The organism is Marmoricola endophyticus (assembly GCF_014644415.1).
Lineage (GTDB): Bacteria > Actinomycetota > Actinomycetes > Propionibacteriales > Nocardioidaceae > Marmoricola > Marmoricola endophyticus.
Genome location: NZ_BMKQ01000001.1, coordinates 2,950,222 through 2,960,837 on the forward strand (window position 1 = coordinate 2,950,222; position 10,616 = coordinate 2,960,837).

At 72.0% G+C, this 10,616-nt stretch carries 11 protein-coding genes and 1 riboswitch; of the genes, 10 read left to right on the forward strand and 1 reads right to left on the reverse strand.

The window, feature by feature from the left end; genetic code table 11:
* The first annotated feature begins 61 nt into the window (after positions 1 to 61).
* The 6 genes from IEX42_RS14520 to IEX42_RS14545 all read left to right on the forward strand — a co-directional run bounded on the left by IEX42_RS14520 (position 62) and on the right by IEX42_RS14545 (position 5,473).
* Positions 62 to 352: a DUF3263 domain-containing protein gene (locus tag IEX42_RS14520; protein ID WP_188780411.1), complete on the forward strand. Its 291-nt coding sequence runs from the start codon at positions 62 to 64 to the stop codon at positions 350 to 352.
* 52 nt (positions 353 to 404) lie between these two features.
* Positions 405 to 1,013 carry a LytR C-terminal domain-containing protein gene (locus tag IEX42_RS14525; protein WP_188780412.1) on the forward strand — a complete coding sequence of 203 codons (609 nt, stop codon included), beginning with the start codon at positions 405 to 407 and terminating at the stop codon, positions 1,011 to 1,013.
* Between the two features lie 113 nt (positions 1,014 to 1,126).
* Positions 1,127 to 1,975, forward strand: a complete 849-nt coding sequence (gene otsB, locus IEX42_RS14530; protein ID WP_188780413.1) for a trehalose-phosphatase — start codon at positions 1,127 to 1,129, stop codon at positions 1,973 to 1,975.
* Positions 1,976 to 2,194: 219 nt separating this feature from the next.
* Positions 2,195 to 2,339, forward strand: a riboswitch (SAM riboswitch).
* A gap of 88 nt (positions 2,340 to 2,427) precedes the next feature.
* Entirely contained in the window at positions 2,428 to 3,663 is a 1,236-nt protein-coding gene (gene thrC, locus IEX42_RS14535) for a threonine synthase (protein ID WP_229660993.1), read from the forward strand.
* A gap of 54 nt (positions 3,664 to 3,717) precedes the next feature.
* Entirely contained in the window at positions 3,718 to 4,671 is a 954-nt protein-coding gene (locus IEX42_RS14540) for an oxygenase MpaB family protein (protein WP_188780415.1), read from the forward strand.
* The gene (locus IEX42_RS14545) at positions 4,625 to 5,473 is read left to right on the forward strand and encodes an ATP-grasp domain-containing protein (RefSeq protein WP_188780416.1); all 849 of its coding nucleotides are present in this window, start codon (positions 4,625 to 4,627) and stop codon (positions 5,471 to 5,473) included. Before IEX42_RS14540 ends, IEX42_RS14545 begins: the two co-directional genes overlap by 47 nt.
* Here IEX42_RS14545 and IEX42_RS14550 read toward each other — a convergent pair.
* Positions 5,467 to 6,555 carry a right-handed parallel beta-helix repeat-containing protein gene (locus tag IEX42_RS14550; RefSeq protein ID WP_229660880.1) on the reverse strand — a complete coding sequence of 363 codons (1,089 nt, stop codon included), beginning with the start codon at positions 6,553 to 6,555 and terminating at the stop codon, positions 5,467 to 5,469. The genes IEX42_RS14545 and IEX42_RS14550 overlap by 7 nt on opposite strands.
* Positions 6,556 to 6,619: 64 nt before the next feature.
* Between IEX42_RS14550 and IEX42_RS14555 the strand changes: the two genes are divergently transcribed.
* From IEX42_RS14555 to IEX42_RS14565, 4 genes are all read left to right on the forward strand, one after another.
* On the forward strand, positions 6,620 to 7,372 hold the full coding sequence (locus IEX42_RS14555; protein WP_188780417.1) for an SDR family oxidoreductase: 753 nt from the start codon (positions 6,620 to 6,622) through the stop codon (positions 7,370 to 7,372).
* A gap of 195 nt (positions 7,373 to 7,567) precedes the next feature.
* On the forward strand, positions 7,568 to 9,199 hold the full coding sequence (gene groL / locus IEX42_RS14560; RefSeq protein WP_188780418.1) for a chaperonin GroEL: 1,632 nt from the start codon (positions 7,568 to 7,570) through the stop codon (positions 9,197 to 9,199).
* A 236-nt stretch (positions 9,200 to 9,435) separates the two neighbouring features.
* A complete protein-coding gene (locus IEX42_RS18380; RefSeq protein WP_505712075.1) occupies positions 9,436 to 9,894 on the forward strand; it encodes a DoxX-related protein in 459 nt (152 codons plus the stop codon).
* Positions 9,804 to 10,616, forward strand: coding sequence for an EamA family transporter (locus IEX42_RS14565; RefSeq protein ID WP_505712076.1), 813 nt, complete (start codon positions 9,804 to 9,806; stop codon positions 10,614 to 10,616). Before IEX42_RS18380 ends, IEX42_RS14565 begins: the two co-directional genes overlap by 91 nt.

A 10,616-nucleotide genomic window follows, 5' to 3' on the forward strand; every position in this document is an offset into this window, starting at 1 on the left:
AACGCGCTCGTGCTGCCACGAGGCGTCGTGCCGCCGCCGTCGAAGGAGCCGATCGAAGACCATGTCTGCCGAGAGTGCCGCCGTGGACCGACCCGAGCCCCGCGAGATCTCCGAGCGAGACGTCGCGATCCTCGACTTCGAGCGCCAGTGGTGGAAGTACGCCGGCGCCAAGGAGCAGGCCATCCGCGAGCAGTTCGACATGTCGGCCGCCCGGTACTACCAGGTACTCAACTCCCTCATCGACCGGCCGGAGGCGCTCGAGGCGGACCCGCTGCTGGTCCGCCGGCTGCGTCGTCTGCGCGCCAGCCGCCAGCGCCAGCGCCAGGCCCGTCGCCTCGGCTTCGAGGTCTGAGCGCTCCCCGCGCCCCACGCCCCACACTTCCCCAGAGCACGTGGAGGACCAGATGACCCGACGTACCGACAACGCCGCCGACCCGGCGAGCGGGCGGCCGCGTCACGACGAGTCCGGCGTCGTCGCCCCGTCCCGCGTGATGCTGGTGGCGATCGTGCTGGTCGCGATCGCCGCGGCGACGTACGTCGCCGGGCTCGGCAAGGGCTCCGACGAGCCTGACACCGCGACCACCGCCTCCTCGCGCCAGACGCCGAGCGCCTCGACCAGCGCCCCCGCCGCGTCGACCCCGTCGACCCCCAGTGCGTCGACGACGCCGTCCACGAAGCCCTCCGCGAAGCCTTCGGCCACGTCCTCACCCACCGCCGCGGCCTCTCCTGCGGTCGAGCGGGGCAAGGTCAGCGTGTCGGTGTTCAACAACTCCTCGACCACCGGTCTCGCCGCCCGTACCTCCGGCAAGGTCAAGGGCGCCGGGTGGAAGGTGATCGGGACCGACAACTGGTACGGCACCATCCCGCAGCCGACCGTGTACTACCCGGCGTCCCTCGAGCCCGCCGCCCGGCTGCTGGCCAAGGACCTCGGGATCGACCGGGTCAAGCCGGCGGTCAGCCCGATGCGCAACGACCGGCTCACCCTGATCGTCACCGCCGACTACCGGGCCTGACCGGCCGGCCGGAGGTCGCTCCGGAGCCGTTGCGGAGTCGTGCGGAGCCGCTCCAGGTCCGCTCCAGGGCCTTCGGCGTACTGATATGGCCGGGGTGGGACAGAATCGTGGCCATGGACTTCCGCAGCGCCGAGGCCGAGCGGCACTACGAGGACGTCGTCGCCCACGCCTCGGGCCTGGTGGTCGGCATGGACTTCGACGGGACCCTGGCCCCGATCGTCGAGGACCCGGCCGCGGCCACCATCCTTCCCGGGACCGGCGACCTGCTGGTGGACCTCGCCGAGTCCGTCTCCGCCCTCGCCGTGATCACCGGTCGACCCGCGCGTCAGGTGCTCGCCCTGGGCGGGTTGGAGGAGGTCGGGGTGGCCGTCGGACAGCACGGCCGGGTGCTGCACGTCCTCGGGCAGTACGGGAACGAGCGCTGGTCCTCGGTGGACCGCCGGATCCTCTCGCCACAGCCCCCGCGCGGCCTGTCGACGTTCGAGTCGCGGCTGCCCGGTCTGCTGCGCCGGTACGACGCCGAGGGGGCGTACGTCGAGGACAAGGGCCTCGCCGTCGGGATACACACTCGGCGCCTGGACGACCCCAGGGGCGCCTTCGACCGGCTCCTCGACCCGGTGCGCGGGCTGGCCGAGGAGCTCGGCCTCCAGGTCGAGCCGGGGAGGCTGGTGATCGAGGTCCGCGCCCCGGGGACCGACAAGGGGGCCGCGGTCCGCCGGCTCGTCGAGCAGGTCGGGGCGCAGGCCTTCTGCTTCGTCGGCGACGACCTGGGCGACGTCGCGGCCTTCCGTGCGGTCCGCGACCTGCGGGAGCAGGGGGCCGTCGCAGGCCTCCTGGTCTGCGCCGGCTCCCCGGAGGAGCGCGCACTGGTCGACCTCGCGGACGTCGTCGTCGACGGTCCGGACGGTGTGCAGGAGTTCCTGCGCAGGCTCGCCGCCGACACCGGGGTCCGCGCCGGCTGAGCACACCTGAGCCAGGGCAGGTGGTCTCGACGTCCCTCCCTCGCTGGGCGCTCGGTCGGGCTCGATCACGTGGGTGGTCGAGCAGCGAGCGCCAGCGAGCGCGTCGAGACCCCGTGAGGTAGGCGACGAGACCGCCTCGCCGTCTCGCATCACGGACGCGTATCCCGACATGCGGGACGCCGGTTCACGGCGGAGGTCGCGCGTTCCCTAGGCTGGCGCTGCTCATCGAGAGGGGCAGAGGGACACGGCCCGCTGAAGCCCCGGCAACCGTCCGCGAGCGCACCGACCGACCTGGGTCGCTGCGCGCGGAGCTGGTGCCACATCCGTCCCGAGGTCGAGATCCGTCGCTCGGGGAAGATGAGGAGGAGATCCGCGTGAGCCCGCAGCCGACATCCGTCGCCGACGAAGCAGCCGACCCGACCACCGAGAAGGCGGTCACCCAGGACCCGCAGCTGCGCGAGGGCGCCTTCGGCAACGCCACCGGGCTCTCGTGCCGCGAGTGCGGCGCGGTGCAGCCGCTGGGGCCGTCGTACGCCTGTCCCGAGTGCTTCGGCCCCCTCGAGGTGGCCTACTCCTTCCCGGCGCTGACCCGCGACGAGATCGAGGCGGGGCCGAACAACATCTGGCGCTACAAGGCGCTGCTGCCGGTCCCGGCGGACATCGAGTCCAGCCCGAACACCGAGCCCGGCTTCACCCGGCTGCTGCGTGCGGAGAACCTCGGCCGCGAGCTCGGCATCGACACGCTGTGGGTCAAGGACGACTCGACCAACCCGACCAACTCCTTCAAGGACCGCGTCGTCGCGTGCGCGCTGAGCGCTGCCCGCGAGCTGGGTGCGTCCGTCTTCGCCTGCCCGAGCACCGGCAACCTCGCCAACGCGGTCGCCGCGGCCGGGGCGCGCGCCGGCATGCGCACCGTGGTCCTCATCCCGAGCAACCTCGAGCACCCCAAGCAGGTCAACTCCGCCGTCTTCACCGACTCGCTGATCGCCGTCGACGGCAACTACGACGACGTCAACAAGCTCGCCCAGGAGATCGCTGCGGAGGAGGAGGGCTGGGCGTTCGTCAACGTCAACGTCCGCCCGTTCTACGCCGAGGGATCGAAGACCCTGGGCTACGAGATCGCCGAGCAGCTCGGCTGGCGGCTGCCCGACCAGATCGTCATCCCCGTCGCCTCGGGCTCGCAGCTGACCAAGGTGGACAAGGCGTTCCGCGAGCTGATCGAGCTCGGCCTGGTCGAGGACAAGCCCTACACCGTGTTCGGCGCGCAGGCCGAGGGCTGCTCGCCGGTCTCGACGGCGTACAAGGCCGGCGTCGACGCGATCCGTCCGGTCAAGCCGGACACGATCGCCAAGAGCCTGGCGATCGGCAACCCCGCCGACGGGATCTACGTCCTCGACGTCGCCAAGCGCACCGGCGGCGCGGTCGAGGACGTGACGGACGACGAGGTCAGGGCGGCGATCGTCAAGCTCGCGCGCACCGAGGGCATCTTCACCGAGACCGCCGGGGGCACCACGATGGCGGTGCTGGAGAAGCTGGTCGCCGCCGGGCTCCTGGACCCGACCAAGGAGACCGTCGCGATCAACACCGGGCACGGGTTGAAGACCCTCGACGCGGTCTCCGACCAGGTCGGCCCGCGGGCCACGATCAAGGCCTCGTACGACGCCTTCGCCGAGGCCGGACTGGTCTGACCGGGGCGCGTGTGACCCTTGTCGCACAACCGTGACAGCACTACTGTCACGGTGATGAGCCTGGACCGCACGCACTGGCAGCGGCACGTCGCCGCGCTCGACGCCGAGTCGGATTTCGAGGAGATCTACCGGATCCTCGCCGCGCACGAGTTCCCCTGGGACATGAACCAGTCGCTCGGGCTCGCGCTCTACCGGACGTACGCCGTCCCGTCCATCGGCGGGCTGCTCGCCCGGACGGGCGAGTTCACCGAGCGCACCCAGAAGCGCTACGACGACACCGCCCTGATCCTCGAGGCGGCCTCCGAGCACGGTCTGGAGTCGCCGCAGGGCCGGCGGGCGGTGCGCCGGATGAACCAGATGCACGGCTTCTGGAACATCCCTCAGGACGACCTGCGCTACGTGCTCTGCACCTTCGTGGTGGTGCCGATCCGCTGGCTCGACGAGTACGGCTACCGCCCGCTGACCGAGCACGAGAAGGTCGCCTCGGCGAACTACTACCGCCGCCTCGGCAGGCTGATGAACATCAAGGACGTCCCGGCGACCTGGCGCGCGTTCGGCGAGGCGATGGACGCCTACGAGGCCGAGCGCTTCGGGTACGACGCGGGCGCCGTCGCGGTCTCCGAGGCCACCTTGGACCTGATGGCCACCTTCCCGCCGCAGTCGATGCTGCCGGCATGGCTGGTCCGGCGCTTCTCCAAGGCGCTGATGGACGACGCGCTGCTGGACGCCTTCGGGTACGCCCGCCCGAGTGCCCTCGAGCGTCTCGCGTTCCGTGGCGGGGTCAAGCTGCGCGCACGGTTCGTCGCGACGCGGCCGGCGCGGGAGAGGCCGTCGTACGTCCGGGAGATGCCGCAGATCCGTAGCTACCCTGACGGGTACGACGTCGCCGACCTCGGCACCTTTCCCTCGTGCCCGCACGCGGACGGTGCCGCGACGACCGGCGACTGGCAGGCTGGGGCCCATGACGACGGTGCTCCTGGCGACCTCGCACGACCTGCCGGAGGGTGAGCCGGGCGGCTCCCTGCTGATCGACGCGTTCGCCGCTGCCGGCGCCGAGGCGTCGTGGGCGGTCTGGGACGACCCGAGCGTCGACTGGACCGCGGTGGACCGCGTCGTCGTGCGCTCGACCTGGGACTACGAGAGCCGCCTGGGCGAGTTCCTCTCCTGGGCGCGGCAGGTTCCCTCGCTGCTCAACGGCGTCGACGTGTTCGCGTGGAACACGCACAAGGGCTACCTGCTCGACCTCGTCGCCGCCGGCCTGCCGGTCGTCCCGACCGAGCTGGTCGAGGGGGAGGAGGACCTTCCGTCCGCGCTCGCCGCCGCCGAGCAGTCGGTGGTCAAGCCGGTCGTCGGTGCGGGCGGACGGGGCCTCGTGGTCTTCGACGGACGAGACGGCGGCGTCCCCGGGCTCGACGAGGCCGGGCTCGGCCCCGGCCCGTGGATCGTGCAGCCGCTCGTCGAGTCGGTGCGGACGGAGGGCGAGCGGTCGGTCTTCGTCCTCGGCGGCCGGGCGGTCTCGCAGGCGGTCAAGACGACCGGTGGGGGCGAGGAGGTGCGCGTCCACCCGCGCTACGGCGGCGCGACCCGTGGCGTACCCCTCGAGCCGGCGGCCGTGTCCCTCGCCGAGCGCACCGTCGCCGCGGCCGAGGAGCATCTCGGCGTCCCGCTCGCGTACGCCCGGGTCGACCTCCTGCGGTACGACGGCGACCTCGTGGTCGGTGAGCTCGAGGTCACCGAGCCGGGGCTCTACCTCGACGTGCTCCCGGCCAACGCCGACGCGCTGGCGCGCGCCGCGCTGGCGGCTCAGTAGCCCGCGTCGGGCGGGACCCCGGTCAGGGGCGTCGCGACGCCGCTGACGCTGTTGCCCGTCGAGGTGACGGCCAAGGTGGCGCCCTCGGTGCGGTAGCTCAGCCCGGTCCCGGTGCCGTTGCCCACCAGGACGTTGGCCGTCACCGTGGCGACGCTGCGTCCCTGCGACGACCCGATCAGGTCCAGCAGCACACCGTCTTGCCGGTCCCCGGCCTGGAAGAGCTTGTTGCCGTCGATGACGCTGGCGGCGTCGCCCTGGAGGTACGCCTTGAGCCCGCTGCCGGTGCCGAAGTCCTCGACGTAGTTCGCGGTGATCGTGGTCGCGAAGAGGCGGAAGACGTCGATCCCGCTCCCGCCGGCGTCGTAGACGTGGTTCGCGCGGACCGTCCATCCCCCGGCGTTCTCCATCGCGATGCCGTCCCCGCCGGTCTCGCCGACGACGGTCTCGACGAGGTTCCAGTCGGTGACCGAGTTGACCTTGTCCTCGACGTACACGCCGTTGTCGCCGCAGCGCTGGGCGAACACCCCGCGGATGGTGCCCGCCACCTGGGTGCTGGTCAGGTCGGTGCCGTTCTGCGACCGGCTGGTCAGGCGCAGGCAGTTCTGCTTGGCGTCGATGATGTGCAGGTCCGCGATCTGCGAGCGCCAGGACCTGATCACCACACCGTCGCCGGCCCGCGGGTTCTCCTTGGCGTTGGCGTCGATCGTCAGGTCGCGCAGGCTGATCGGGGAGCCGGTGTCCTGGCTGTTCGCCGCCCACGAGTCCGAGGCGAGGACGGCGGGGAGGTTGCTGCCGCGCGCCTCGCGTACGACGGTCGCGGCACTCGCGCCGCGGTAGCCGCGCGCCCCGCGCAGCACGATCGTCTCGTCGACCAGGCAGGTGCCGGCCAGCACGATCTCGTCACCGTCCGCCGAGTCGTCGATGGCGTCCTGGATCCGGTCGGCGTCGCCGTCGTCGTTGCGACAGGCCACGGTGTGCTGCCCCGCGGTGTCGTCCGCCCCGGCGCGCAGGAGCACCGCCGCCAGTCCGGCACCGGCGAGCAGCAGGACGACGACGGCCGCGACACGCGCCCAGGTGGCCATGGAGACATCGTGCGGTACGGGTGGTGACACTCTGGAACCTGCGGTCCAGACGAGGGGGGACGAGATGCGGGTGGCGGTCGCCGGTGGCACCGGCCAGGTGGGGGCCCGGGTCGTGTCGCGGCTGCGGGAGCGTGGCGACGACGTGGTGGTGCTGGGCCGGTCCGCGGGGGTCGACCTGGAGTCCGGCGCCGGGCTGGCCGGCGCCCTCGACGGCGTGGACGCCGTGCTCGACTGCACCTCGACGCCGGCGCAGTCCCGGGTGCGCTGCGTCCACTTCTTCGGTGCGGTGGCGCGCCACCTGCAGACGGAGGCGGCAAGGGCGGGTGTGCGGCGCGTGGTCACCCTGAGCATCGTCGGGATCGACCGGATGCCGGGCTTGGGCCACTACGCCGGCAAGCTCGCGCAGGAGGAGGCGACGCGGGCCGGGGACGTACCCGCGACCATCCTGCGCGCCACCCAGTTCCACACCTTCCCGCTGCAGCTCGCCTCCCAGCTCGGTGTCGGGCCACTGCGGCTGTGCCTGCGTCAGCCGGTGCAGCCGGTGGACGTCGACACGGTCGTGAGCCACCTCGTACGGCTGGTCGACGGCGCGGACGAAGGGCGGACGGTGGAGCTGGCGGGTCCCCAGGTGGTCTCGATGACCACGGCCGCGCGGAGGGCGTACGCGGCGCGCGGCCGGCGGCGGGTCGTCGTACCGCTGGTGCTCCCGGGAGCCTCGGCGAGGGCGGCCCGGCGAGGTGCGGCGCTGGCGGGCGAGGACACCGAGATCGACGGCCGCTCTCTCGACGAGTGGGTCGCCGCGGGAGCACCCGGCTGACGTTTGCACTCGTGGGGGGCGAGTGCCAGACTGGCTGCTGGCACTCTCCTGGCGAGAGTGCTGATTCAGCAGGACCATCCACCGACTCCGGTGGTGAGGTCCCAGCGGCCGCCGGGAAGGGTCCGGCCGGTGCGCAGGGCCGTCCGTCGCGGGCACCCTCGGAGTCACCCGTCTCAGCGAAAAGGATCGCAGAGAATGCCGAAGCTTATTGCTTTCGACGAGGAGGCCCGCCGCGGTCTCGAGCGGGGTATGAACACCCTGGCCGACGCGGTGAAGGTGACGCTGGGCCCCAAGGGCCGCAACGTCGTCCTCGAGAAGAAGTGGGGCGCGCCCACCATCACGAACGATGGTGTGAGCATCGCCAAGGAGATCGAGCTCGAGGACCCGTACGAGAAGATCGGGGCCGAGCTCGTCAAGGAGGTCGCCAAGAAGACCGACGACGTCGCCGGTGACGGTACGACGACGGCGACCGTCCTGGCCCAGGCCATGGTCCGCGAGGGCCTGCGCAACGTGGCCGCCGGCGCCAACCCGATGGCGCTCAAGCGCGGCATCGAGAAGGCCGTCGAGGCCGTGTCCGGGCAGCTGCTCGGGATGGCCAAGGACATCGAGACCAAGGAGCAGATCGCCTCCACGGCGTCCATCTCCGCGGCCGACTCCACCGTCGGCGAGATCATCGCCGAGGCGATGGACAAGGTCGGCAAGGAAGGCGTCATCACCGTCGAGGAGTCCAACACCTTCGGGCTGGACCTCGAGCTGACCGAGGGGATGCGCTTCGACAAGGGCTACATCTCGGCGTACTTCTTCACCGACCCCGAGCGCATGGAGGCCGTCCTCGACGACCCGTACGTGCTGATCGTGGAGTCCAAGATCTCCTCGGTGAAGGACCTCGTGCCGGTGCTCGAGAAGGTCATGCAGACCGGCAAGCCGCTGCTGATCCTGGCCGAGGACGTCGACGGCGAGGCGCTGTCGACCCTGGTGGTCAACAAGATCAAGGGCACCTTCAAGTCGGTCGCCGTCAAGGCGCCGGGCTTCGGTGACCGCCGCAAGGCCATGCTGCAGGACATCGCGATCCTCACCGGTGGCCAGGTCATCTCCGAGACCGTCGGGCTCTCCCTCGAGAGCGTCACCGTCGACATGCTGGGCCAGGCCCGCAAGGTCGTCGTGACCAAGGACGAGACGACGATCGTCGAGGGCTCGGGCGACGCCGACCAGATCCAGGGTCGCGTCAACCAGATCCGCGCCGAGATCGAGAAGTCGGACTCCGACTACGACCGCGAGAAGCTGCAGGAGCGGCTGGCCAAGCTGGCCGGCGGGGTCGCGGTCATCAAGGTCGGTGCCGCGACCGAGGTCGAGCTCAAGGAGCGCAAGCACCGCATCGAGGACGCCGTGCGCAACGCCAAGGCGGCCGTCGAGGAGGGCATCGTCGCCGGTGGTGGCGTCGCCCTCGCGCAGGCTTCTGCCGGTGCTTTCGAGAAGCTCGAGCTGAAGGGTGACGAGGAGACCGGCGCGAACATCGTGCGTCTGGCCGCCGAGGCGCCGCTGAAGCAGATCGCCGTCAACGCCGGCCTCGAGGGCGGCGTCGTGGCCGAGAAGGTGCGCGGCCTGACCCCGGGTCACGGTCTCAACGCGGCCGACGGCGAGTACGTCGACATGGTCGCCACGGGCATCATCGACCCGGCCAAGGTGACCCGCTCGGCGCTGCAGAACGCCGCTTCGATCGCCGCGCTGTTCCTCACCACCGAGGCCGTCGTGGCCGACAAGCCCGAGAAGGCGGCGCCGATGCCCGGCGGCGGCGACATGGGCGGCATGGGCGGCATGGACTTCTGATCGCCAGGCCCCGCACCGGCGAAGCCGGGGCGGGGCCGTGGGCGATCAGGTCGAGCCGGTCGACGCGCGGGCGCTGCGAAGCGAGCCCGCGCGTGACCGGCGTCGAGACCTCCCGCGCCGCCGACTCATCGGTGTACGCCACAGCGAAGGGCCCCGGAGCACTGCTCCGGGGCCCTTTCGCGTGCCGGTTCATCACGGTATGCAGACGAACACTCACTGCCCACGGCGTACCCACCGTGGGGAGTGGCAGCTCACCGTGGGAAGCGCGGCTCGCCCTGGGACTAGCGGTCTCCGGCGTCGCCGAGCTCGGTTGCGCCGCGGCGATGGTGTGGCCGCGCACGCGACGCTACGGCGCGCTGGCCGCTGCGGTCCTGCTGGTGGTGGTCTTCCCCGGCAACCTCTGGCAGGCGTACGACACGTGGACGGACGGCGGGGTCCTCGGGCGGCGAGCGCGCGGCTGTGCTCGTACGACTCCCGCTGCAGCTGCCGCTGATCTGGTGGTGCTGGCGAGCCGCGCGCCTGCCCGAGGACGAGACCCCCACGGGGGCGTGACAGGGTCGCACCCGTGCCGGCCGACGCGCTCGCCCTCGTGCTCACCGCGGCCGTGCTGCACGCGCTGTGGAACTTCGCCGCCAAGCAGGTCACGATCCCGGGCACGACCTTCGTCTGGCTCTACACCGTCGGGTCGGCGCTGATCTGGTTGCCCGTCGCGGTCGTCTGGGTGGTGGTGAGCGGCGACCGGCCCAGCTGGGTGTGGCTGCTCGGCGGCTTCGGGACGGCCGTGCTGCACACGGCGTACGCGCTGGTGCTGCAGGGCGGGTACGCGCGAGGTGCCCTCAACGTCGTCTACCCGGTCGCCCGAGGGGTCGGACCGCTGGTCACGGCCGTGGTCGCGGTGGTCTTCCTGGGCGAGTCGCTCGGCCTCGCCGCGGCGGTGGGGGTCGGTGCGGTCCTGGTGGGCGTCTTCGTGGTCGCCGCCGGCGGTGCCGGTGCGCGCGCCGGACTGGCGTGGGGCGTGGCCACCGGGCTGACCATCGCGGCGTACACGCTGTGGGACGACCACGCGGTGACCGACCTCGCCATCCCCGCGGTGCCGTACTTCGCGCTCGGCGAGGCCCTCCAGGTGCCGTGGCTGACGGTGATGCTCGGCCGAGAGGGACGCCGGACGCTGCCGTCGGCGTGGCGCGCCGAGCGCGGGCGGGTGCTCGTCGTCGCGCTGCTCTCGCCGTTGGCGTACGTGCTGGTGCTGGAGGCGATGCGGCTGGCGCCGGTCGCGCTCGTCGCACCCGTGCGCGAGACCAGCATCGTCATCGGTGCCCTGCTGTCCTGGCTCGTGCTGCGCGAGGCGCGCCCGGTCCGGGGCCTGCTCGGCGCGGGCATCGTGCTCGCCGGGATCGCGGCGATCGCGCTGGGGTGA

Coding starts and splice junctions, on each gene's coding strand:
- IEX42_RS14520 (WP_188780411.1), top strand. CDS start 62: ATGTCTGCCGAGAGTGCCGCCGTGGACCGACCCGAGCCCCGCGAGATC.
- IEX42_RS14525 (WP_188780412.1), top strand. CDS start 405: ATGACCCGACGTACCGACAACGCCGCCGACCCGGCGAGCGGGCGGCCG.
- otsB (WP_188780413.1), top strand. CDS start 1,127: ATGGACTTCCGCAGCGCCGAGGCCGAGCGGCACTACGAGGACGTCGTC.
- IEX42_RS14540 (WP_188780415.1), top strand. CDS start 3,718: ATGAGCCTGGACCGCACGCACTGGCAGCGGCACGTCGCCGCGCTCGAC.
- IEX42_RS14545 (WP_188780416.1), top strand. CDS start 4,625: ATGACGACGGTGCTCCTGGCGACCTCGCACGACCTGCCGGAGGGTGAG.
- IEX42_RS14550 (WP_229660880.1), bottom strand. CDS start 6,555: ATGGCCACCTGGGCGCGTGTCGCGGCCGTCGTCGTCCTGCTGCTCGCC.
- IEX42_RS14555 (WP_188780417.1), top strand. CDS start 6,620: ATGCGGGTGGCGGTCGCCGGTGGCACCGGCCAGGTGGGGGCCCGGGTC.
- groL (WP_188780418.1), top strand. CDS start 7,568: ATGCCGAAGCTTATTGCTTTCGACGAGGAGGCCCGCCGCGGTCTCGAG.